This is a genomic window from Gudongella sp. QWL-04, from assembly GCF_058683975.1.
This window is the reverse complement of record NZ_CM178754.1, coordinates 725760-749723: the sequence shown is the minus strand read 5'-3', so window position 1 is coordinate 749723 and position 23964 is coordinate 725760. Positions and strand designations below refer to the sequence as shown.

The window sequence follows — 23964 nt, the reverse complement described above, 5'->3', positions numbered from 1 at the left end:
CCTTTCTATCTCATCTTTGCATTGAAGGATGAGTAGGTTAAAAACCTACTCATCACAGTTATCTTCTTTTTGTAATTAATCTTCGATCAGTGCTCTCATGTCTCCCATGATAGCTCTTGGTACTGGTAGATCGAGCATTGTCTTAAGGCCTGGCTTAGCGTTGATAATATGAGGGATCATATTTACGCACATGGCAATAGTTCCGATTCCTCCTGGTACCTCTGGTGAGTTAACCATATTGATGTTTGGAGTTCCCTTTATTATTACATAGTCGCCGGTCTGTACTCCAACTTGCTCAGGCTCGATTTGTTGTGGGTGGTCCATTTCTATCTTAAGCTCGCCATCGACATAACCAAATCCCTTCATTGCACAGCCTGCTACGTTTCCAGCCTTTGCAAATCCGTAAGGAGATTTTCTGTCTACGTCAGTCATTATTGGCTCCATTGATGTAGTTACCTTCTCAACATTCCAGCCGATAGCGTCCGCAACCATATGGATGGACTCGTGGAAGCCCACGTGACCTGAAAGATGGCCTGTTCTTACGCCTTCTTCAAACTCTTCTTTAGTAATACCAATACCTTGCTCTTCCATAACTGCAGGACCAAATGGTGAAAGACTGTTTACTCTTCTTGCCACGATGTGATCTACTTCCTCACAGCATCCTGTCATTGTTACTACCAATAGGTCCATAATAAGACCTGGGTTGATCCCTGTACCGAGAATGGATACTCCATTTGCCTTGGCTATCTCGTCAAGCTTCTTAGCTTCTTCAGGTGATTGTGCCATTGGATAGGCCATTTCTTCAGCTGAGGATACGACGTTTATTTTCTTCTCAAGTATAAATTTCAGTCTCTCAAAAGCTGTCTTTGTAAAGGAGTCAGTTGCTGCAAGAACGACGTCTGCTGCACCTTCCTTGATAACGTCTTCGGGAGTTCCAATTATTACGTCAGGTCTGTCTCCTCTTTCGGTTTTGATGAAATCATACATGCTCTTGCCAACCTTTGAGCCTCTTCCAACAGCACCTACTATTTCGACACCTTTCTTCTTAAGCAGCATGTCGGCCATTCCGCTTCCCATTGCTCCTAGTCCCCAAATTATTACCTTTACATTTTCTTTTCTCATAAGACACCTCCATAAGTATTTACAACTTCCAACGGTATATATTTATGCAAGTCCCGTGCCAACTATAGATCAGCGTCAAATTTCAACATTTAAGCATATATTTAACAATATAGTCGTCTGATTTGGTTAATAATAAAACAAATAACGCAAATTATTTTGCGTTTGAATGCATAATATTTTGCGTTTAATCTTTCCTCAGCTTATATTGTAGGGTTTGACGCTTTATTCCTAGATGTCTGGCTGTGTTTGAAATATTGTGGTCGTATCTCTTCATTATTTCCTGGATTATTGATTTTTCAACATCCTCAAGTATTTCAGGCAGGGTTTCCTCCGGAAGTCTGCCTGAAAGGTTTGCAGTGAGAGGTTTTCCTTTAGGTATAAAGCTTGATGTTATAAAATTCTCTCTGTTAAGGACCCTATCCCTTGAGGAAACCATATTCATGGCACCCTCTATAAAGTTTTCCAGCTCCCTTATATTGCCAGGCCAGCTGTAGTTTCTAAAATCCTCCAATACCTCCACCGAAACCTTATCAATGCTTTTATTCAGCATTTCATTGTATTTCTGGATAAAGAACTTGATAAGAAACTCAAGGTCATCCAGCCTGTCTCTAAGAGGGGGTATATGTATATTGATTACACTGAGTCTGTAGTACAGATCTCGCCTTAAAGTCCCGTTTTCAAGGCTTACCTTTGGGTCCTCATTTGTCGTCGCAATGATCCTTACATCTACCGGGATATCCTTAAGCCCGCCTATCCGTCGTATGTATCCCTCCTGAAGAACTCTCAGGAGCTTTGCCTGTAAGGGGAGACTCATGGAGTTTATTTCATCGAGAAGCAGCGTTCCACCATTAGCCTGTTCGAAAATTCCTTCTCTTTCAACCGCTCCGGTAAATCCACCCTTTTCGGTCCCAAAGAGGATACCTTCCAGCAGCGAATCAGGTATTGCGGCACAGTTTTGAGCTATGAAGGTGTTGCCTTTACGAACTCCATGGTTATGGATGCTTTGTGCAAACATCTCTTTTCCTGTGCCTGTTTCTCCAAAGATAAGTACACTTGACGGAGTTTCACTGGCTCTCTCAGCTATTTCCTTGGCTATTGAAAGGGTTCTGTTGTTTCCTATTATACTGCTGAAATTATATTTTCTTATCTGAGGCGTTTTTTTCGTTTCCTGCTTCGTTTGCTTCAGCTCCTGCTGAAGCTCTAAAAGCTGGTCAGACAGCTTTCTCAGATTTGTAACGTCCTGGGCGATCTCCATTGCACCTATGACATGACCATCGGATATCAAAGGCAGGGTGGAGCTGATCGTAGTGATCGAATGCCCCCTATAGTTGAAATATGTCTGAGTGCTGTTGATTATTGGCTCGCCTGAGTTCATTACCTTGATAAGAGTAGAGGTGTATTCGTTTAGGCTTGGGAAAATGTCCAGTATGTCCCTGTCAAGGACCTGAAATATCTCCAGGCCTTCAAGCTCGGCCATCGCTTCATTATAGACTACTGTTTTTCTTTCTTTATCTATAACATGGACTCCAATATTTCCATGCCGCAAAATATTTTGCACCAATAGCTCATTCAGGTCAGTTTTCTTCATTTAGGTCACCCCTATTTGCTTTCATCAAGTATCTTTTTCAACTCCTCCATAAAGGAGTTGACATCCTTGAACTGTCTGTAGACCGAAGCAAATCTTACATAAGCAACTTCATCTACATCCTTGAGCTTATTCATTACCATCTCGCCTATTTCAACAGAGGTAACCTCGTTCTCAAGAGAGTTGAACAGGTTTTTCTCTATATCGTCTACTATCCTTTCAATCGTTGACATGGATACCGGTCTTTTCTCGCAGGCCTTGATTATTCCGTTCATAAGCTTGTTTCTGTCATAGGTCTGTCTGTTTCCATCCTTCTTTACTACGATTATAGGAAGCTCCTCAATCTTTTCATAGGTTGTAAACCTTTTGCCACACCTCATACACTCTCTTCTCCTTCTGATGGCCTGTCCCTCATCGGTAGGTCTAGAATCGACTACCTTTGATTCAGGGAATTCACAGTAAGGACATTTCATGTTCAACCCTCCCTATTACAAAATGAACGTACCCTGAAGGATACGTTCTCTGTAATTTATCTCTTGTCTCGTTTTCTGAGGAATATTGGGATATCAAGGTCTTCTACCGGGACCTCTCTTCTCCTTTGCTCCTCAGGCTCAGAATCTTTCTTCGCACCGAAAATTCCTGTCTTTTGATTCATTGTAGATTTATTCTTGATCGGGCTGTCTTCAAACCCGGTTGCTATAACCGTTATCTTTATTTCATCAGACATTGATTCGTCGATTCCCGCACCAAATATAATGTTTGCTTCAGGATCTACCGACTGTCTAATTATATCTGCCGCCTCATTAACCTCGAATATTCCAAGGTCTCTTCCGCCTGTTATATTCAGAAGAACAGACTTTGCACCTTCAATGGAGGTTTCGAGCAGTGGGCTTGTTATTGCTTGCTTTGCGGCATCTACTGCCCTGTTGTCTCCCGATGCTATACCTATTCCCATATGTGCTATCCCTTTGTCAAACATGATGGTCTTTACGTCGGCAAAGTCAAGATTTATAAGGTTTGGGACAGAAATAAGGTCAGATATTCCTTGTATACCTTGCTTCAATACCTCATCGGCCATCATGAAAGCATCTGCCATAGTGGTTTTTTTGTCTGATATTTGAAGCAGTCTGTCATTGGGTATGGTAACTAGAGTATCTACCCTTGATTTAAGGTCTTCGATACCCTTTTCGGCATGCTGCTGTCTTTTCCTTCCTTCAAAGGTAAAAGGCTTAGTGACAATACCTACCGTAAGTATTCCCAGCTCCTTGGCTATCTCAGCAACTATCGGTGCAGCACCTGTTCCTGTACCTCCACCCATTCCTGCAGTTATAAAAACCATGTCGGCACCCTTCAGTGTCTCGAGGATCTCGTTTCTATTCTCCTCAGCAGCTCTGGCACCGATATCCGGATTAGCTCCTGCTCCAAGGCCTTTGGTTATTTTTTCTCCAAGCTGGACTTTTTGTTCTGCTCTTGAGGAATACAACGCCTGCTTGTCAGTGTTGAGTGCTATGAACTCTATCCCTCTGACGCCACATTCGATCATTCTGTTTACGGCATTGTTTCCACCGCCACCTACTCCAAAGACTTTAATTTTTGCAAATTGGTCAACATCAATGTCAAAATCAAACATTCCCATTCCTCCATTCTAGTGGTGCTGCTCTTCAATGTTATTTGGCTTGTCTTTTATTAACCATACCCTTCTGATTTTCGCGAAATTGTCAAATAGTCTGCTGCCGAAGGTGAATATGGCTGCGTAGTATAACGGGAAGCCAAGTCTGTCGCCTATATAGGCCAAAAATGCGGCCAGTATGGCATTCCCGAAGAAGCCGGAAATAAATATCCTCGTGTTGAATTTACCTTCAAGGTTCGCTCTTATCCCACCAAAGACCGAATCTAAACAAGCCAGTATAGCTACTGAAATGTAAAGGGTGTAGGCAGTATTATAGGTATATGGCAGTAGAAAACCGATTACTGCTCCGATTAAAATTCCGATCAATGCATAAAACATTTATTCACCCTCTTCCACTAATCCTGCATAGCTATATGCAAAGTCACCCTGGTATGCCGGGATGTTGATCTCATCTTCAGCATAAGGCTGAAGCCCAATTCCAAACACAGTCCTCAGGGTGTCTCCGTAGGTGCCCGGAGCATTAACTGCAGCCATCAATAGCTGCGGGTCTCCTATTGCATTGATTATAAATGGCGTACCAATGCTCTTCCCATTTATCCTTATAATTGGGCCGCCACATTTTATCTCAGAATAGGACATCACCCTCTGGTCATTTATACTGATTGCTTCCGCACCTGCAACCTTAAGGTCGTTTATTATATTGAGTATGTCCACATCATGAATGATATCATCATTGAAGCTAAAGGACAACTCCTCCAGATCCATATTGTCAAACATAACTATTTGTATCCCAGGTCCTTTAAGGTCCGTATAGCCTGCAGCCACTTTATTCTTGTATACGTCATCCTTCAGAATGTCAACTAAATTTGCTTCCCCTTCTCCGATGCTTTCCAGAAGCCTGAGCTCTTCCTCCTTGGCAGCTATCGTTTTCTCAAGGTCAACTATTTCATTTCGTACGGAATTAAGCTCATTTCTTGCTGCTATTATGGATTGTATAGTCACAGGGGTTATTTGATCTACATTCAGCTTCATCTGAGATGCTATAAGTATGCCCACGATGATGCTGAATATACCAAGGGTCAGCTTTGGACTGCTTATCCTCATAGCCATCCCCTCCCTATTGTAGCTTCTCTTCAACTGGACTAGCGTAAATGAATTCCTTTACTCTTCTATATTTCGGTATGATCACGTTTTTGTCCTGAGTAAGATTAACTATATAATCATAGTTCCGAAGCTGCCATACTATCCCCCACTTGATGCTTAATGCAGATTCCAGTGTATCTGCATTTCCTATGGCTTTTATGACAATAGGCGAACTGGTTGAAACACCGTTTATTTCAATGTGGTTCCCAGCTCTTACTATCTCCGTGAAGGCAGTATATCTTTGGTCATTTACGCTGATCGCCTCAGCATCTGCTGCATTCAAAACGCTTATAACCTGAAGTATCAGGTCAAGCTCGTCTACTATGCTGAAGCCCTCTCCATATTGGATATCGACTGGAGGATCATTAATCTCAAGTACGACTCCGGGACCCGACATGTCTGAATAACCGGCCAGCATTCTGTATTTCATAGCATCCTTATAAAGGTTCTCCGCGTATATGTCATCCTCGATGCCTCCCTTTTCATACTGCTCGATCTTGCCTTCCAGTTCCTGTATCAGCCTTAATTGGGACTCTTTTTCAGCCTGAGCCTTTCTCAGGTCGTTGGCAAGCTCTTGAGCTCTCTGAGTGGGCAATGCACCTCCCCCAATGGATTTATTTATTGTTTTGAACTGGATGGATAAAATTAGTCCGAGCAGAAGGGAAACAAAAATTAGAGCTGCTATTTCCTTCTTGTTTTTCATTTTATCCTCCTTGCAGTTATTATTACAATCCTTTCAACTCTGTGTCAGGAATGGGTTTGTAATCTATATGTCATCCCTTACCAGAATAGGATGCTCCCCTTTATTCATTAGGATCATCTTTGTAGGGATATTTTTCTTCTCTACATCTGCCAAGATTTCTTGCAGCACCTTTAGTTTATATTTTACATTATTCATTGGTCCAAATTCAACTGCGATACCATTAAATAAATTAAATTTAATATTACTGGAATCTCCAAGATCCAGCTCCTCGATTTTACTTACCATCGATGTTATATCCTGGTCGTTCAGAAGATCCATAACAGCTGTTCCCTGAGCCTTATCGATTATCGATCCTCCATTGGGTGTATACTCCCAACCGATCCCCTTTATTAATCCAACATCCTTGAGCTTCAGTATGCTATTTTCCAATAACACACCCTCTGAGTCTATTACAGCAAAGCTGTAACCATTCTCAAACTGGAGATATGGCTCTCTCTCAATTATTTCTATTACAACTGTGTCCGGAAGCTTCTTCCTTATGCTTGCAGATTTAACATATGGTATGGATTCAAGTCTCCCGACTATAGCTTTCTTCCTGATAAGAAGAATATTGTCATCATTAGAAATATCTGCGGCTTCAAGGAGCTCTTTCTCTGTTACAGAATCTCCCTCTGGGGCTTCTATTTCATCTATCTTAAAAAAGCTTGATCTGATTGCATATATAGCCATGGCTGCTATTATGAGAAAAATAAAAAGCAGCCTGACCATGATCATTCTTCTTCTTCGCTTTTTTTGTACTCTGGTTTCCTTTTTCAACAATACCACCCGATCATGTATTTAGAAGCTCAAGTATCTCCTCTGCAATTTTTTCAGAAGCATCAGGCTTGCCGAGAGCTTTGGAGCAGTCTGACATTTTCTTAAGCATTTCTCTGTCTTTTAGTATCACCAAAAGTTTTTCAGCAAGCATCTTTCCGTTAAGATCCTTTTCCAGTATCATGACCGATGCTCCTGAGCTTTCAAATGCTCGTGCATTGTACTCCTGGTGATTTTCAGCAGTATATGCCTTTGGGATAAGTATGGATGGTGCACCAACTGCAGATACCTCAGCAAGGGTTATAGCACCACCGCTTGTGATTACTAGATCAGCTGCATTTAAGGCAATTGGCATCTGATGAAAATATGGTTCGATTTTAATGCCTTCATCTTTATCGATACCATAGTTCTTAAGCTTTTCCATAAATCCTTCGTTATGTCTGGCGCCTGTAACATGTAGGAGCTGGATTTCATCTGTCAGCAGCCTATTGGTCAGAATATCCATGATAGCATTATTCAGGCTCTGTTGACCTCCACTTCCACCAAAGGAAAGTATGAACAGCTTTGAAGGATCGAAACCCAGAATCTTCTTTGCCTCTATTTTGCTTATACCGGTTATATCCCTTCTTATGGGATTTCCTGTAACCACAGTCCTTCCAGGGTGCTTGAAATATTTAGCAGATTCAGGATAGGTCAGAAGTACCTTGTCCGCCAGCCTCGACAGCAGCTTATTGGTGATGCCTGGAAACGCGTTTTGCTCATGGATAACCAAAGGGATTTTTGATAAGCCTGCAACAAAGGAGATTGGACCAGACACATAACCTCCGGTGCCAATGACCATATCCGGCCTTTCCTCACTTATCAATTTTTTTGAGTCAAGTATTCCCAAAAACAAGTTCCAGGCTGCTATAAGAGATCTCTTATCAAGCTTTCTGGGCATACCCTTGACTCTTATGGGTCTGAATCTTAAGCCTTCTTTTTTAGAGAGCTCTTCTTCCATACTTCCTGCTGTTCCTACGTATAGGATCTCTGTTTCCGGGATTTTTCTACTTAGTTCCTCAGCTATAGCCAAGGCAGGGTAGATATGTCCACCAGTGCCGCCACCGCTAATTATCAACTTCATCGGTTTTTCTCCCATCCTTATCTGTGAATCTTGTGATGTTTAAAAGTATCCCCATTCCGGCGAGGTATGTGACAAGCGAGGTGCCGCCGTAGCTTATTAGGGGTAGAGTTATGCCTGTTGCAGGTATGCTTGAGGTTACTACTCCAATGTTTATGAAGCTTTGGATCGCTAGCAGCGCGGTGATGCCAGTCGCCAGATAGCATCCGAAGGTATCTCTGGCTTTCATTGCAGCCAGAACTCCTCTCCATACTATCAATCCATATAGAGAAAGTACAAAGAGGGTGCCTATAAGTCCAATTTCTTCACCAATTATTGAAAAAATAAAGTCATTGTAGGATTCGGGGATATAGAAGAATTTTTGTCTGCTTTGTCCCAGCCCCACTCCCAAAAGTCCTCCTGAGCCAAGTGCATAGAGAGATTGGACTGTTTGCCAGCCATCTCCCAGCTTATCTGCGAAAGGATCCCGGAATGCCATTACTCTCCTCAGCCTGTACTCATTTCCCTCAGAGTTTATGGCGTACTGCCAGAAAAAATATGCTCCTAGGCCTGCTATTGCAATAACTGAGATATGCATCCCAGCCACAAAGAACATGCTGAAAAGGGTTCCAAGAAGGGTTATGGTGGTGCTTAGATCCTTTTGAAAATATATCAAGGCTGCTGTGAAGCCGATAATTCCAGCTGCTGGTATAAATCCCTGCACGAGGCTTGAAACCTTGTCTTTTTTTCTATCCAGAAAAGCTGCAAAGAAAATAATGCTTCCAAGCTTTATGGCATCCGATGGCATGAGCGTTGTAAAGCCTATATCTATCCAGCGTCTGCCTCCCTTCAATTCAAGACCCAGGGGTGTAAAGATAAGAAGTCCCAATATCACTGCAAGAATGTATATATGGAGCGAATACTTCTTCCATATCCTGTAATCTATGTTCATCATTACAAGCATACCACATATACCTACTACTGCCCACATAAGATGTCTCTTAGCATAATGAAATCCATCATCATATCTGACAGTTCCCTCAGGCCAGCTTGAGCTGTAAACCATTATTATCCCTATAAAAACCAGGGACACTACAGCCAGAAATATATAAAAGTCTACGGATTTCTTTTTGCTCTTCCTTGCCATATTATCACTCCATCAATGCTTTTACCAGTTCTCTGAAATGGTCTCCCCGTTCCTCATAATTTTTATACATATCCCAGCTTGCACAAGCCGGTGAAAGAAGTATATTATCTCCTTCCTCTGACAGCTGAAATGCCATGTCGACTGCAGCCTTCATATCTTTTACATGTACTATATGCCGAATGCCAAGCCTCTGAGCTGAATGACCAAGTCTCTCTGATGTGGCGCCCATTAATATCAGTGCTTTGCCCTTCGGGGAATAAACCTTGAGAAGATCATCGAAGTCGGATCCCTTATCATAACCACCCGCAATAAGAATTACCGGCGCATCAAGAGCATTCAGAGCCTTGATGCTTGAATCTGGGTTGGTTCCCTTCGAGTCGTTGTAGTACCTTGCGCCGTTAATCGTCCCGACAAGCTCTATTCGGTGGGAAACACCCTTGAAATCCTTTATGGATCTTCTTATAACGGGAACCTCCACTCCAAGGCAAAGTGACAGTCCCACAACAGCCATTATGTTCTCAATATTATGGACCCCGGGTATCCCAATTTCAGACAAAGGAATTATATCCTCCTGAGTATCCCATAATTTTGACTTGACCCATCCGTTTTCAATAAATATTCCAGACTCCAGGATTCTTTTGGAGCTAAACCAAATGGCCTTGGGTACCACATTTCCTTTTAGCCTACTCAATATTGGATCCTCGTAGTTTAATATTAGGAAATCCTCAGAATCCTGATTGGAAAAAATCTTATATTTAGCATTTATATATTGATCAAGGCTTCCATGCCAATCCAGATGGTCTGGAGTAATGTTCGTAATTACAGACACCTTAGGTCTGAAGGTCTCGGTATTTTCAAGCTGAAAGCTGCTTGCCTCGACGATGAAGACATCTCCTGCTGCTGAGTTTTCCATGGCCTGTAATATGCCGATACCTACATTCCCGACAACCTTTGCTCGAAGGCCCGCAGACATCAACACCTCTCCCGCCAGAATGGATGAGGTAGTCTTTCCGTTAGTTCCAGTGATAGCAACTATTGTTCTGCCTGGATATAACCTGTAGGCAAGCTCAATATCTGAGTATACCGGAATCTCTTTTATCCTTGCTTCAGCCAGAAGCTCATGATGGGGATATATTCCAGGGCTTTTGATTATGAGGTCTATTTGGTCCAGAACCACGTCCGGATTTCCTGTCCTTATCTCCAGGTGTTGAAGAGCTTTTTCAGACAGCTCTTTAATGATAATCTCCCGGGGCTTATCCTCAAATACAAAAAGCCCTGCGGTTTTTTCCTTCAGGGTTCTTGCAGCAGACTCTCCGGTTACTCCTAGTCCCATTATTAAAATTTTCATCCCTCGAAGCTCCATTTTAGCCTCCTGTTAAAACAGTATAAATCCAGTTATGGCAAACAGGATCGAAGCAGCCCAAAAGCTCCACACTACCCTTAATTCACTCCAGCCTTTTTGCTCGTAGTGATGGTGCAAAGGCGCCATCCTGAATAGTCTTTTTTTAGTGAGCTTGAAGTACCCTACCTGCAGCATAACAGAAATGGTCTCAACGAAGAAAATGCCTGCTACCAAGGGTATGAAGAGTGTAAGCTCTGATATTACTGCCAAAGCGGCCAGAGCTCCTCCAAGCGCGAGAGACCCGGTATCTCCCATAAATACCTTAGCCGGCTTGTAGTTGAAAAGAAGAAAGCCCAATAAAGCACCTACAAGTGCAGTTGATAGTATCGATAGATCCCATTTCCCTAAAATGCTTAGCATTATGCCAAAGGTAGAGAAAACGATAATTGATATTCCAGTTGCCAATCCATCCAATCCATCCGTAAGGTTAACAGCATTGACCGTTCCAAGGATCACTGTTAGAAAAAATGGGATGGTAAGAATCCCAAGCTGTAGGGTAGATTTACCCAGCAAAGGTATGTAGAATCCTTGTAGTCCTTCCTTAAAATACAACCCATAGCCTATTATAAGTGCAGAAGCCAGCAGCTGACCGAGTATTTTTTGATATGCTCTTAGCCCCAGGTTCCTCTTTTTTACAACCTTAATATAGTCATCCATGAATCCAACTGCACCGAAGGTAAGAGCTGAAGCAAGAACCAATAATACATCTGGCGTCAGCTTTCCCAGTAAGAGTATACTCGCTGTAAACGAAGTAAGAAATATTACTCCTCCCATGGTGGGTGTACCAGTTTTTGCAAGATGAGATCTGGGTCCATCTTCCCTGACTGTCTGGCCTATCTTAAGGCTTCTGAGCAATGGTATTATCCTGGGTCCCAGAAGAGTACTCAGGCTCGCGCTGATTAGAAATGCCAGCGCTATATTCAATGTATGATTCATCGAGAAATCCTCCTGATTTTTTATTACTTCTCTCGTGCATCATAATATTATAATAGAGTTTTACTATCATTACCACATAATTTTAGGTAGGACTGAAGGCAAAAAAATCTATTGGTCCTCTGTGACTTCCTCTGAGAGAGTTGGATTATTTGTTCCACTGGCCAGGTACAGGTCTATTATACCCCCTCTTAGAATCTCTTCTCCAGCCTTTGGATACTGGTCTACTACGACAGTATCGAGGCTGAAGTCCTCATATTCAGTGGTATATTTAAGATTAATTTCAGATATCAATTCGCCAGCTTCTGCAATAGTCAAGCCGGTCACCTGGGGAACTGGAACTGACTCCTGGATACTTTTTAGCTCTTCCTCAGTGTACGCTCTTGGAACCTCCATGTAGTTTAGGGTGTTCTCGATAACCATAGCTGCAAATGGTCCTGCAACCGTTCCACCGTAATAGATCCCTGTGGGTTCATCAACTATTACCAGAACTGCTATCCTGGGATCATTTATGGGAGCAACTCCTCCAAAGGAAGATATATATTTTTTGTCTACATATCTACCGTCAATTATTTTCTGAGCAGTACCAGTTTTTCCTCCTACCCTGTACCCTGGTACATATGCCTTTTTACCTGTCCCTTCAAGAACTGTCTTTTCAAGCATCTGAAGCAGCATGTCTGCAGTCTTCTCAGAAATGACCTGCCTCTTCATCTGTGGCTGGAATTGCTTGACCACCTTGCCTTGACTGTCAATAAGACTTCTCGTCATCATAGGAGTCATAAGTTTTCCATCATTAGCTACAGCCGCAATTGCATTTATCATTTGTATCGGTGTTACTGAGATTCCGTGACCATAGGAAAGAGTTGCAAGATTGACCTCCTTAATACTATCTAATCCGGAAGGGATCAACCCTCTTTGCTCTCCAAGGAGATCGATGCCAGTGGTTTGTCCAAATCCAAAGGCTTTGATGTATTCATAAAGCTTTTCCTTTCCAAGCTCTCTAGCCATATTTACAAATGCCACATTACAGGAATTGCTAAAGGACGTTGAAAAATCCTGATCCTCGTGTGGATCATACCAGCTTGAACATCTAAGCACCACACCTTTAATGTCTCGTATAAAACCATTACAATAATAGTGTGAATTTAGAGTTGCTGAACCCTCCTCGAGTGCTGCTGATGCAGTAACGATCTTAAAGGTTGAGCCTGGTTCATATAAGTCATTTATCGCGTAGTTTCTCCACATCTGAAACCATTTTTGCTGTTGTTCCTCTGGCGGCAGCATGCTCCACTCCTGACCTACAGCAGGGTCGATGGGTTGTCTGGGATTATTTGGATCATAATCCGGCTTGTTCGCCATGGCAAGAACTTCACCAGTTTCAGGATCCATAACTATTATCGATACGCTTTTAGCTTTGTTAGTTTCCAATGCTTTCTCTGCTGCATCTTCCGCGAAACCCTGTATGGTTTCATCCACAGAAAGAACCACCGAAAGTCCATCCTTTGCTTCATATATCTGCTCTCCATCATAGGGGAGCTGTCGGTTGGCAGCATCAGTGGCTTTCACCCAAATACCAGGCGTCCCAGCAAGGTATTCATCATATACCTTCTCTATGCCATATAGCCCTTTGTTGTCTATATCAGTAAACCCTAGTATATATGACCCAAAGCTTCCAAATGGATAGTATCTCTTGCTGTCGTCGACGATCGATATCCCTCTGATCCCCAGCTCGCGTATTTGATCTGCTTCTGAACGGGTCACCCATTGCTTGAGCTTCTCGACATTTGCCTCTGACGTTAGTTTTTTGTAAAGTTCTTCAGAGTTCTGGCCAAGTATCGGACCTAGCTGTAAAGCAGCGGCTTCAGGTTCGTCCATATCTGACGGTGTTGCCCATACAGTGTACGCTGTAGTGTTTACTGCGAGCTTCTTGCCCTTGCGATCATAGATCAACCCCCTGTCGGAAGTGATATCTATGGCCTTGGTCCACTGTTGAAGAGCGCCTTTTTTATACTCCTCTCCCTCGAGGAGCTGTATTTTAATCAGTCTGTATCCTAAAAAAAACACGATTAAGGTTGCGATTGTCAAGGCAATCCCTAATCGTAGTTTGGTTTTCTTTGATGGTTTTCTCAATGCTATTCCCCCTAAAACAGGCTGGAAAATATACTAAGGACGTTTCTCACCTTATCGGTAAAGGAAAACACTCGAGTATCCTCATAGGTGGAGTTATTGACTGCCACGTAAGATATCTGGCCTTCCTCAGGATAAATCATACCCAGATAGGCCCTTGCTTGCTCAGCTATTAAAGCAGTGTTTTTAAGCCCTTCCAGGTTGCCTTCAAGCTCCTGTCTGACTTTATATAGCTCTGACTTTTCCTTTTCAAGTCTGGTGATGTCCAACCTGACTGATGTTATTTTAGCATATCCCTGCAAAATAAACAAAGAGGTTATTAATATTGAAACAGCAAGAGCTAAATACATTTGTTTGTTCAGAGCGGAGCTCCTATGTACCTTCGGTTTTACTTTACTTTTGGGTTTGACTACTTCCTGAAACTCAGGATATTGGTAGTATTCAAGCTTTTCAGCTAACACGGTTCTCCCCCCTTGTATTTTGAGAGGTAATTACTTAAAGCCTCTCAGCAATCCTCAGCTTCGCAGATCTTGACCTAGGGTTATTCTCCAACTCCTCTTTGGAAGGAGTCAATGGTTTTCTGGTTATTATATCTATCTCTCTTCTTTTGTCACATACGCATTTTGGAAGCTCCGGTGGACAGATACAGTCTTTATACAACTCTTTAAAGGCTTCTTTTACTATTCTGTCTTCCAGAGAGTGAAACGTTATTATAGCAAGTCTTCCACCGGGCTTAAGGCACTCAACCAGCTCTGTTACGGCATCGGTCAGGACTTCCAGCTCTCTATTTACTTCTATTCTGATCGCTTGAAAAGTCTTCTTAGCAGGATGATGTCCTTCCATTCTTACCTTTTTGGGTATAGCTTTTTTGATTACACTAACCAGCTCGAAGGTTGTATCAATGCTTTTTTTCTCTCGTTCATTCACTATGAATTGTGCGATCCTTCTAGCCCATTTCTCTTCGCCATATTCAAGAAGTATCCTTTCCAGTTCTTCTTCGGTATATGAGTTGACTACATCCCATGCGGTGAAGCCTGTTGTAGTATCCATACGCATATCCAAAGGTGCATCCTTGTTATGGGAAAACCCTCTTGCCTCTGTATCAAGTTGATGAGACGAAACGCCAAGGTCCAATAGTATGCCATCGACCTTATCTATTCCCAGCTCTCGCAATACGCTCTTTATACCAATATAGTTACTATGGATAAGAATCACTTTATCCATGTGCTCGGACAAGACTTCTTTTGATTTCTCAAGAGCTGCCGGGTCCTGATCTATACCAATCAGCTTTCCGGATCCCAGTCTCTTCACTATTTCCAGTGAATGTCCCGCGCCTCCCAGAGTCCCGTCGACATATATTCCCTCAGGCTTTATTGCTAAGCCATCTAGAACTTCTTTTAATAATACGGAAACGTGATGGAATTCCATCTGATCACCTCATCATATGCCCAGCTCGGCCATTTTTTCTGCTATGCTGTCATAGCTAAGGCTGTCATCGTCTGTGTAGCTTTCCCATTCTTCCCTGCTCCAAATCTCTATTCTGGTTGAAACTCCAATAACAATCGCTTCCTTATCAAGCTTAGAATGCTCCCTTAGGTTTGCAGGTATGACCACTCTCCCCTGCTTATCCAGGATACACTCTGTAGCTCCTGAGAAAAAGAATCTTACGAAAGCTCTTGCATCCTTATTTGTCAGCGGAAGGCTCTTTAGCTTTTCTTCCAATACTTCCCATTCTCTCTTGGGATACACAAAGAGGCAATTGTCAAGACCTTTGGTCATTACAAACTCGTACCCAAGGGGATCCCTGAATTTTGAGGGCAGGATAAGCCTTCCCTTTTCATCTATGGTATGTTGATATTCACCTATAAACATGAGGGATCACTCTCCACCCGAGGTCTAAATCTACCACTTCACTCCACTTTCCACCACTTTGATTCCATTTTACCCCATAACTCTTCCAAATACCACCATTTCAGCGGAGTAAAGTATTTATTTGGGACTTTGGTCCTATTGTCTGCCAAGGCATAAAAAAACCCCGGGATTACCGGGGCGTCGAGTTTATTTTGCTTTGATTTTATTCTTTTTCCAGATGAGGTACACACCGCCTAGAATGATTATCGCAAGACTTATTAGTTGAGCTACTCTGAAAGGCCCAAGCATGAGGCTGTCTGTCCTTAGACCTTCGATAAAAAATCTGCCTACTGAATAAAGCATCAGGTAAAGAATGAATATTTCACCCTCAACTGTAGCCTTCTTTCTTCTATACCACAACAGAAATCCAAATACCAGGAGGTTCCATATCGATTCATAAAGAAAAGTAGGATGTACCCTTACACCATCTACCATTATACCCCATGGAAGATCGGTAGGACCACCGTGAGCCTCCTGATTTGCAAAATTGCCCCACCTGCCTATTGCCTGACCTAATATCAAGCTTGGAGCAACTATATCCGCAAGGTTCCAGAAGCTTTCCTTCCTGACCTTTGCAAATATGATGGCAACCAGTGCTCCTGCGATTATTACTCCGTGGATTGCAAGGCCGCCTCCTCTTATATTCAATATCTGAGAGGGATTTTTGCTGTAATAGTCCCACATGAATATGACGTAGTAAGCTCTTGCACCTATTATAGCTGCTGGAACCGCAAACAACAGCATGTCGATGAGAGTCTCTTCTTTGACTCCCTTCCTCTTTGCCTCCTTCAAGGCTAGTACAGTTCCTATTAGTACAGCTGATGCTATCAGTAATCCATACCATCTAATTTCTAGTCCAAAAATGCTGAATGCAACCGCCAACACATTATGACCACCTTTCAATTTGCTGCTTTTTATTTTATCATACCTTCTGGCCAGATTACAGACAGAACGCTCTCTCCGTTGGAAAAATGTCTCTCAAACCTCTCCAAAAGGTCATCATAGCTGGTTTCGGAGAGAAGATCGAGATAATCCATTAGATAGAATCCCTGAAAATAAAGGTCAGTCAGATTGTTTGCTATAAACTCCACTGAGTTAAGGCCCATCAGGAATCGGCCCATTTCCTTTTTCTTTGCACGCAGGAACGCATCATTACTGAGCGGTGACTTTTTATTGTTCATAAGCTCACCAACTAAATGATATACCTCTTTAGGGTCATCACTTTGTCCTACGATCATCGACTGTCCGTAATCTGACTTTCCTGAGTAATAGGCACCAAAGCTTGTATCTATAAGCCCTTTGGAATATAGCTCATGATAAAACTCTGAGCTTTCAGATAGCAAGACATCCAGAAGCATGTTGGTCACTATGTCTTTCTTGACTGAAGCCTTTCCTGATTGGACTGGATCTGTATCTTTATATCCAATATAAAATAAAGGCTTTGATGTTGACATGTGGTCTTCAATAAATTCTTTGCGTAAAGCTGCAGGCTCCTCTGGATAATACTTTTCAGGAATTCCGATGCCAAGCGGAAAACTTCGGGATACTTTATTGACTGCCTCAGCAATTCTTCCCAGCTCAAGGTCGCCAACTACAAATAGCACCATGTTCGACGGGTGGTAGAACCTATCATAAGCAAGCAGCAGATCTTCCTTGGATATTTCTCTTATGCTTTCTAAGGTTCCAGCTATATCTTCCTTGACTGGGTGGTTGTGATACATTGCACTCAGGCAGTTGAAGTATACCCTCCATCGCGGATTGTCCCTGTACATCTGTATTTCCTGACCTATTATCCCTTTTTCCTTCTCAACGTTTTCATCTGTAAGATATGGATTTTGAACAAATTCAACGAGAAGGGACAAGCTGTCATAAAAATTATCTGAGGTGCTGAACAGATAGGAGGTTTGATCGAAATTGGTGTACGCATTTACGTTTGCACCATATTTTGCAAACCTTTCGAATATATTTCTATCCGGGTCCTCAAAGAGCTTATGCTCAAGAAAATGTGCAGTACCATTCGGAAGCTTTGTAATCTTATTATTTGTTTTCTCTATGAATCTGGTATGGTTTGAGCCAAAGTTGGTTGAAAAAATAGCATACTTCTTTGTAAAGCCTTTTTTGGGATAGTAGTACAAATTGATGCCATTGTCCAACTGGAGATGGATCAGACCTTCATCAAGATTATTATTCCAGATTTTCTTCATCAGTCTCCCCCTCCTTGTCATTTAGAAAATATATTGTGTCAAGAGTTACGGTATTCATAGCAAGGACAACTTTATCTCTGTCAGTCTCTCCTAAGTCATTCAGAATCTCATCGAGAGTTCTTTCATCCTTGGAGATAATCTTCCCGAGGAAAAAATCTGATATCATTTGGTTGCTGTCAACTATTGATCTGCTTGAATTCTCAATAGATTTTTTTGCTATTTGAAGGTCTTCATCTGAGAAATCTCCCGCCTTTAATCTTGAAACCTGATCAAGTATAAGATCAAGAGCTTGCTTATAGTTAGAAAACTGGATGCCTGCATCAGCAAGTATTATAGACTTGTGTTTAATTAGGCTGGAGGATGCATAGTAGGCCAGACTTTTTTCTTCTCTTACTGTCTTGAACATATGAGAGTTGGGTCCACCTCCCAAAATCTCATTGCCTACCAGTAATCCATTATAAAGTTTGTCTTCATACGGTATAGACGATCTGAATCCCAAAACCAGCTTCCCTTGAGAAACAGACATGGTTTCTTCAACATTCCGTTTTGACAGGTTGTTCTCCGGAATGATTTCCCTTGGGACCTCCATGATTTCTCTTCTATTGTACAATTCAACCGGAATCAGCTGTTTAAGCTCCACTGCATCGAGATTCCCAACAAAAAAGATTTCGATCTGACTAGTCATTAGGATATTGCGATAATGCTTATAGAGCATTCTTCCGTCTATGGACTCAACATCCTCCTCGTATCCCAGGCTGTATATTCCAAATTTTTCTCCCTTACACATCTCCTCAATACAACGGCTTATGGCATAATTTCTCTTGTCGTTTATACGGCTTCTTATCCTTGATATAAGAATCCTCTTCTCTTGAGCTACGTATTCCTCTTCAAAGCTCTCCTCTACAGATACCGGGTCAAATATCAATCCTTTCAGGAGGTTTATTGCTTCTTTGCCTGATTCTTCATCACCAGTAAATTTTGGATCTGCCCACTCTATTGAAGCCTTTATAAGCTGTCTCTCTCCTCTTTTTGAGGATCCCAAGTCAAGGCTTGCGCCATACAGTTCCTCAAGCTTTCTCTCCAACAAGAGCTTTGTTGGAAAGCTTGCTGATCCTCTTTCCAGAACCATGGGCAACAATGCATTCAAAGTTACTTCCTCTCTGTCCAGAGGTCTTATGAAGTTCACCGTCAAAAGATTCGACTTGAATTTCTCGGTTTCTACAACATTAAGAAATATTCCATCGCTTATTGCTATCCTTTTTGATTTAAGCACTATTTAATCACTCCTTCCGGCATTCATTTGGAATGCGTACAGATGTTATGTACCCAAATTATGTGGATCTAAAATCAAAAAGAGGGCTTGATCAGCCCTCGATTATCTTTATTCCCGAACTTGTTCCTATCCTGGTTGCTCCAGCTTCTATCATCCGGAATGCAGTTTCCCTGTCTCTAACTCCACCTGAAGCTTTTACCTCAAGGTTGTCACCTACTACAGATTTCATCAGGGTAACATCTTCAACAGTGGCTCCGCCTGTGCTAAAGCCTGTAGACGTCTTGACAAAATGTGCACCTGCTGACATGGATAATTCACATGCTTTTCTCTTTTCATCATCTGTCAAAAGGCAGGTTTCAATTATTACCTTGACTATTGCTTGTCCACGGCATGCATCGACAACAGCTTTGATGTCATCCTCAACAAGCTTGTAGTCTCCTTCCTTCAAAGCTCCAATGTTGATCACCATGTCGATCTCATCTGCACCTTTAAGGACCGAGTCCTTAGTTTCAAACACCTTCGTTTCTGTAGTGTTCGCTCCCAGTGGAAAACCAACTACAGTAGCTACCTTTACCTCGGTATCCTTCAAGAGCTCCTTGCAGAGGACTACATGTGAAGGATTGACGCAAACTGCCTTGAAGCCGTACTCAGCAGCTTCATCACACAGCTTCTTTATTCCTGCCTTGCCGGCATCAGGTTTAAGAAGAGTGTGGTCGATCGCTTTGGATATATCCATCATTTGGATCACTCCTATTTTATTAATTCAACAAGATCCCCATTTCTAACTCCTGAAGCATTCCCTTCTTCAAGGTCAACATGCATTTCAAGGGCATAGGTTGGATGTACTCTTACAAGAACATTGTCAAACACAAGTCCTCTTGGTCCAGGTACTTTTATGCTTACAATGTCTTTGTCCTTAACGCCATATTCCTCACCATCTGAAGTATGCATATGGATGTGTCTGGCAGCTACTATTACTCCCTTTTCAAGCTCTACCTCTCCGTTGGGACCTATCACCTTTACCCCAGGGGTCTCGTTTAATTCGCCTGAGTTTCTTACTATAGGCTGTACTCCTAAAGTAAATGCATCGGCTATTGATACCTCGATCTGTGTATCTGGTCTTACCGGTCCAAGTATCCTAACGCCTTTAAGTGTTCCCTTGGGTCCAACTACATCTACCTTCTCATTACATGCATATTGTCCTGGTTGTGAAAGATCCTTCATCTTTGTAAGCTCGTAGCCCAAACCGAAAAGTATCTCCAGGTCTTTTTGGCTGACGTGGATATGTTTGTTCGATAATGCGATTGGCAATTTAGTTTTCATCGTAAACCTCCTTGTAATTCTTAATATAGTACAATTATAACTGTTTTTTGTGCTTAATACAAAGGCATTGTCAACATTTGGTCAATTTCTCTGAAAAACAGCCTCCGTCAGTTGGCGGAGGCGTAATTCTTAAGATATTTCAGAAGATATCTTATTATTAGAGAATGCAATGGTATGCTGATAAGTGCTGCGACTATCCTGGTCGGGAGGAGTATGAAAAAGCCCTTCCCATATAGATTTGAAAGCCAATAGGTGTTCAAACCAAGCGATATTATTGCTGCAGTCACAGCAACTGCCAAAATGATCTTTTTGAATGAAAACTTTGATTCATAGCTGCCGTTGTTTCCATACATTAACATAAACAATCCCGGTATTACTCCCCATAGTATTGAACTTAGTGTAAAGCCAGGGTGGTATGGTCCCTGGGGATTGATCAAAAACCCGATGATGTCTGCTGCTAGTCCTGTAAGGCCTCCTACCAAGGGGCCAAACATAAAACCGGACATCATAAGAGGCACGTCTCCAAAGCTGATACGCAATGCTGATACTCCCGCCAGAGGTACCATAATATAGGCGAATCTGGTCATAACGATGGAAATGGCAACAAGAAAACCCGCCTTCACCATTGTTCTTAAATTGATTTTGCCACCTTCTCTTTTCATTCTCTTCTCCTTTCTTTGTCGACAGTACTGCCAACTAAAGAAAGGTCCTTTAATTGTCAGCGGATGCGGTAAAGAATCGCAGAGTCATCTTTCGTCCAAAGGCAACTTCCCATCCCGTGGCACTTAACGCTCTTTACCTACTCTGTCTAACGGTTCACTTTTTTTCTTAAATACTGCTAGTTTCAACTGGTTTATTTATACCCAAATGTCAACTACATATGCTGCCACTTGAATTTACCAATTCCATAGGTTCCCTTTCGGAACAATATATATCCGATAATTTGACCAAAAGCCACATATTTGATAAAACTGAACCCGATTTTTATGGCTATATTTATAAAAAACGGTTCAGGTAGCATCTGGATCAGCAGATCTGTGCTTGGATCCAATATCCATAGGTCATTTGTGAAAAATATCTCGTGAAAATAAATGAAGTATCTAGTAAAGTCAGTCCTTGCCAGAACACCCACCATTGAAATGACCACATAATTCGCAAATAATCCCAATGCCAGCCATTTGCCCACGAATTTAGTGTCAAGCTTTATTATAAAATATGCTGCAGCTGTCAGAGCTGATATGAAGGAAACAAATTTGATAAGTCTAGCAAGATTGAAAAGAGCCAGAACATCCTCCATATGCTGTATCTCTTTCCGGTTAAAATGTGGATCTAATAGCGAGTCGCCTTTACCTTTAAGATATTCTATAATGTCATTTGATACCAGCAGCAGTTCTTCTTCGGATTTCCCTGTAGTATCATATACTCCATTTTTTTCAAATGATTCCCTGTAATATTCGATATCGTAAGTATTTTCCTCTATCGAAACCACTAAGGCCAGCAGAGATATTGATAATACAAGTATTACCACCAAGAATTTTCTAAGCATCCAAGTCCTCCTCCCGGTCAAGAAAACAGGGATAGATCAAACTCTATCCCAGGCATCCTAAATATCCCAGTTGTGATACACTTCCTGCACGTCGTCATTGTCCTCAAGCATATCTATCATTTTTTCCATATTCTTGATGGCTTCATCATCTTCCAAAGCAGTATAGGTTTGGGGTATAAATGTAAGCTCAGCAGCAGCGAAGCTGTAGCCAGCCTCCTCAAGACCGTCTCTCACTGCATTGAAACTGGCAGGACTGGTTATTATCTCAAATCCGTCCTCCTCTGAGGAGAAGTCCTCTGCTCCCAGCTCTATTGCCAGCAACGTCAGTTCATCCTCATCTATTTCATGAGTTTTCTCAATTGCAATCAACCCTTTACGGTCAAACATAAATGCAACTGATCCGCTTTGTCCCAAATTCCCTCCAAATTTATCGAAGGCATGTCTTACGTCAGATGCAGTCCTGTTTCTGTTGTCTGTCAAGCAGTTTACTATAACAGCAACTCCGGAAGGACCGTATCCCTCATATATTATTTCCTCGAAGGACTCGGAGCCCATTTCACCTGTTCCTTTTTTGATGGCTCGTTCGATGTTGTCATTAGGCATGTTTTCTGCCTTTGCCTTGTCGATAGCTGCCTTAAGTGATGGATTGTAATCAGGGTCTCCTCCGCCATCCTTTGCGGCAACCATTATATATCGGGCCAGCTTTGTGAAAACCTTGCCTCTTCTGGCATCTTCCTTGCCCTTTTTATGCTTAATAGTACTCCATTTGGAATGTCCTGACATAATTTCACCTCTCCTTTGATTTAACTTAAATATTTTAGCATAAGAGGGAAATTATTTCACTAATTATTTTCAAACTTAGGTGGGTAGGTTCTCTTATGTGCGCTGTTCCTGTTCATCCTTTGGATTTTCTCAACTATATCCTCAGGTCCCTCTCCGGTGAGAATGTAATTATCAAGAACATCATAGGAGAAGCCCATCTCTTTTTCATCGGTTTGATTTTCCCAAAGGCCAGCACTTGGTGCCTTAAGGATTACTTCAGACGGAACACCTAAAGCCCTGGCAAGATCCCTTACCTCATTCTTTACAAAGTCTGCAATCGGAAGCAGATCTACTCCACTGTCTCCATGCTTGGTAAAATATCCTACTTCAAGCTCTGATTTATTGCTCGTCCCACAAACCAAGTACCCCATTTCCTGTGCAAAGTAGTACAGAGTCATCATCCTAAGTCTGGGTTTGAGATTAGCCTTGGCAAGTATACTTTCTCCTTCAAATGGCAATGCTTTGAGAAATGAATGATAAACAGGTGCAAGATCTACTGTCGTAGTATCCAGCTCGAAGGCTGAAGCTACAAGCATAGCATCCTTCTCATCCTGAGGATTGCTGTTGATCGGCATGATAACCCCAAGACTTTCGCTTGGGAAGGCTTTCTTTGCCAATGCCGCTACAACAGCGGAATCAATTCCACCGCTAAGCCCGAAAACTATACCCTTTGCTCCAGCGTTCTGTACTTGTTCCTTTAACCACTCCACAATACTTTCAATGGTTTTATCCGTTTCCTTCACTAGCTGGTCCCCCTGTCATAAATGTGTGTTTTCCTTAGTGAGCTCCCTTTTTTAGGGTAGCATATACACAATCATCAGTAAGGAACTTAAGACCAAGCTCCTCTGCCTTTGCAACTATGTCATCATTGTACGTTCCCGGTTGAAAGAAAATATACTCTATCCCGTTTACCTTAGCTTCCTCGAGGATCGTGATGCTTAATCTAGGAGGAACAACCATGTCGATTATATCAACCTTCTCAGGCAGTTCTGACAGAGACTTGTATATTTTGTCTCCCTCAAGCTCCTCGTAATTAGGGCTGATTCCATAGGTTGTATAGCCGTGTTCCTTCAATGTTTTCCATATCTTGTAGCCAAATTTGTCCTTGTTGCCAGAAACTCCAACGACTGCCCACTTTTTCAGACTCATCATTTCTTCCTTTAGTTCTTTATTGAACATAA

General features: G+C 42.1%; 26 protein-coding genes and 1 riboswitch. All 26 genes read right to left on the bottom strand.

Translation table 11 applies throughout. The features are described from left to right. Positions 1-75: 75 nt before the first annotated feature. The 26 genes from ord to AC4PHB_RS03655 all read right to left on the bottom strand — a co-directional run bounded on the left by ord (position 76) and on the right by AC4PHB_RS03655 (position 23962). Positions 76-1122 carry a 2,4-diaminopentanoate dehydrogenase gene (ord, locus tag AC4PHB_RS03780; RefSeq protein ID WP_492137309.1) on the bottom strand — a complete coding sequence of 349 codons (1047 nt, stop codon included), beginning with the start codon at positions 1120-1122 and terminating at the stop codon, positions 76-78. A gap of 184 nt (positions 1123-1306) precedes the next feature. Next, the gene (locus AC4PHB_RS03775; RefSeq protein ID WP_492137308.1) at positions 1307-2710 is read right to left on the bottom strand and encodes a sigma-54 interaction domain-containing protein; all 1404 of its coding nucleotides are present in this window, start codon (positions 2708-2710) and stop codon (positions 1307-1309) included. Positions 2711-2721: 11 nt separating this feature from the next. Continuing rightward, positions 2722-3180, bottom strand: coding sequence for a transcriptional regulator NrdR (gene nrdR, locus AC4PHB_RS03770; protein WP_492137307.1), 459 nt, complete (start codon positions 3178-3180; stop codon positions 2722-2724). A 56-nt stretch (positions 3181-3236) separates the two neighbouring features. Beyond that, entirely contained in the window at positions 3237-4337 is a 1101-nt protein-coding gene (gene ftsZ, locus AC4PHB_RS03765; RefSeq protein ID WP_492137306.1) for a cell division protein FtsZ, read from the bottom strand. Positions 4338-4352: 15 nt separating this feature from the next. Then, entirely contained in the window at positions 4353-4715 is a 363-nt protein-coding gene (locus tag AC4PHB_RS03760) for a small basic family protein (RefSeq protein ID WP_333687324.1), read from the bottom strand. Continuing rightward, positions 4716-5441, bottom strand: a complete 726-nt coding sequence (locus tag AC4PHB_RS03755; RefSeq protein ID WP_492137305.1) for a DUF881 domain-containing protein — start codon at positions 5439-5441, stop codon at positions 4716-4718. A 13-nt stretch (positions 5442-5454) separates the two neighbouring features. Continuing rightward, positions 5455-6183: a DUF881 domain-containing protein gene (locus AC4PHB_RS03750; protein ID WP_492137304.1), complete on the bottom strand. Its 729-nt coding sequence runs from the start codon at positions 6181-6183 to the stop codon at positions 5455-5457. 63 nt (positions 6184-6246) lie between these two features. Beyond that, positions 6247-7008, bottom strand: coding sequence for a cell division protein FtsQ/DivIB (locus AC4PHB_RS03745; RefSeq protein WP_492137303.1), 762 nt, complete (start codon positions 7006-7008; stop codon positions 6247-6249). A 4-nt stretch (positions 7009-7012) separates the two neighbouring features. Next, the gene (gene murG, locus AC4PHB_RS03740; RefSeq protein ID WP_492137302.1) at positions 7013-8119 is read right to left on the bottom strand and encodes an undecaprenyldiphospho-muramoylpentapeptide beta-N-acetylglucosaminyltransferase; all 1107 of its coding nucleotides are present in this window, start codon (positions 8117-8119) and stop codon (positions 7013-7015) included. Further along, positions 8103-9242, bottom strand: a complete 1140-nt coding sequence (gene ftsW, locus AC4PHB_RS03735) for a putative lipid II flippase FtsW (protein ID WP_492137301.1) — start codon at positions 9240-9242, stop codon at positions 8103-8105. The genes murG and ftsW overlap by 17 nt, the downstream gene beginning before the upstream one ends. 4 nt (positions 9243-9246) lie before the next feature. Continuing rightward, positions 9247-10605: a UDP-N-acetylmuramoyl-L-alanine--D-glutamate ligase gene (gene murD, locus AC4PHB_RS03730; RefSeq protein ID WP_492137300.1), complete on the bottom strand. Its 1359-nt coding sequence runs from the start codon at positions 10603-10605 to the stop codon at positions 9247-9249. 12 nt (positions 10606-10617) lie between these two features. Further along, positions 10618-11580 carry a phospho-N-acetylmuramoyl-pentapeptide-transferase gene (gene mraY, locus AC4PHB_RS03725; protein ID WP_492137299.1) on the bottom strand — a complete coding sequence of 321 codons (963 nt, stop codon included), beginning with the start codon at positions 11578-11580 and terminating at the stop codon, positions 10618-10620. 108 nt (positions 11581-11688) lie between these two features. After that, positions 11689-13707: a peptidoglycan D,D-transpeptidase FtsI family protein gene (locus AC4PHB_RS03720; protein WP_492137298.1), complete on the bottom strand. Its 2019-nt coding sequence runs from the start codon at positions 13705-13707 to the stop codon at positions 11689-11691. Positions 13708-13718: 11 nt separating this feature from the next. Continuing rightward, entirely contained in the window at positions 13719-14165 is a 447-nt protein-coding gene (locus AC4PHB_RS03715; protein ID WP_492137297.1) for an FtsB family cell division protein, read from the bottom strand. Between the two features lie 34 nt (positions 14166-14199). After that, positions 14200-15132 carry a 16S rRNA (cytosine(1402)-N(4))-methyltransferase RsmH gene (rsmH, locus tag AC4PHB_RS03710; RefSeq protein WP_492137296.1) on the bottom strand — a complete coding sequence of 311 codons (933 nt, stop codon included), beginning with the start codon at positions 15130-15132 and terminating at the stop codon, positions 14200-14202. 12 nt (positions 15133-15144) lie between these two features. Then, the gene (gene mraZ / locus AC4PHB_RS03705) at positions 15145-15576 is read right to left on the bottom strand and encodes a division/cell wall cluster transcriptional repressor MraZ (protein ID WP_492137295.1); all 432 of its coding nucleotides are present in this window, start codon (positions 15574-15576) and stop codon (positions 15145-15147) included. A 186-nt stretch (positions 15577-15762) separates the two neighbouring features. After that, the gene (gene lgt, locus AC4PHB_RS03700; protein ID WP_492137294.1) at positions 15763-16500 is read right to left on the bottom strand and encodes a prolipoprotein diacylglyceryl transferase; all 738 of its coding nucleotides are present in this window, start codon (positions 16498-16500) and stop codon (positions 15763-15765) included. Between the two features lie 29 nt (positions 16501-16529). Continuing rightward, entirely contained in the window at positions 16530-17819 is a 1290-nt protein-coding gene (yfmH, locus tag AC4PHB_RS03695; RefSeq protein ID WP_492137293.1) for an EF-P 5-aminopentanol modification-associated protein YfmH, read from the bottom strand. Then, positions 17800-19092, bottom strand: a complete 1293-nt coding sequence (gene yfmF, locus AC4PHB_RS03690; protein WP_492137292.1) for an EF-P 5-aminopentanol modification-associated protein YfmF — start codon at positions 19090-19092, stop codon at positions 17800-17802. Before yfmF ends, yfmH begins: the two co-directional genes overlap by 20 nt. Before the next feature lie 91 nt (positions 19093-19183). Beyond that, complete coding sequence (gene deoC / locus AC4PHB_RS03685) at positions 19184-19828, bottom strand: deoxyribose-phosphate aldolase (protein ID WP_492137739.1); 645 nt, start codon at positions 19826-19828, stop codon at positions 19184-19186. Positions 19829-19842: 14 nt separating this feature from the next. Further along, positions 19843-20415, bottom strand: coding sequence for a phosphate propanoyltransferase (gene pduL, locus AC4PHB_RS03680; protein ID WP_492137291.1), 573 nt, complete (start codon positions 20413-20415; stop codon positions 19843-19845). 107 nt (positions 20416-20522) lie between these two features. Beyond that, entirely contained in the window at positions 20523-21077 is a 555-nt protein-coding gene (locus AC4PHB_RS03675) for a folate family ECF transporter S component (protein ID WP_492137290.1), read from the bottom strand. A gap of 55 nt (positions 21078-21132) precedes the next feature. Then, a riboswitch (THF riboswitch) is annotated at positions 21133-21224 on the bottom strand. 65 nt (positions 21225-21289) lie between these two features. After that, on the bottom strand, positions 21290-21961 hold the full coding sequence (locus AC4PHB_RS03670; protein WP_492137289.1) for a TIGR01906 family membrane protein: 672 nt from the start codon (positions 21959-21961) through the stop codon (positions 21290-21292). Positions 21962-22018: 57 nt separating this feature from the next. After that, the gene (locus tag AC4PHB_RS03665; RefSeq protein WP_492137288.1) at positions 22019-22744 is read right to left on the bottom strand and encodes a YebC/PmpR family DNA-binding transcriptional regulator; all 726 of its coding nucleotides are present in this window, start codon (positions 22742-22744) and stop codon (positions 22019-22021) included. Between the two features lie 59 nt (positions 22745-22803). Next, a complete protein-coding gene (gene nadE / locus AC4PHB_RS03660) occupies positions 22804-23526 on the bottom strand; it encodes an NAD(+) synthase (RefSeq protein ID WP_492137287.1) in 723 nt (240 codons plus the stop codon). A gap of 34 nt (positions 23527-23560) precedes the next feature. Further along, positions 23561-23962, bottom strand: a complete 402-nt coding sequence (locus tag AC4PHB_RS03655) for a CoA-binding protein (protein ID WP_492137286.1) — start codon at positions 23960-23962, stop codon at positions 23561-23563. Positions 23963-23964: the final 2 nt, after the last annotated feature.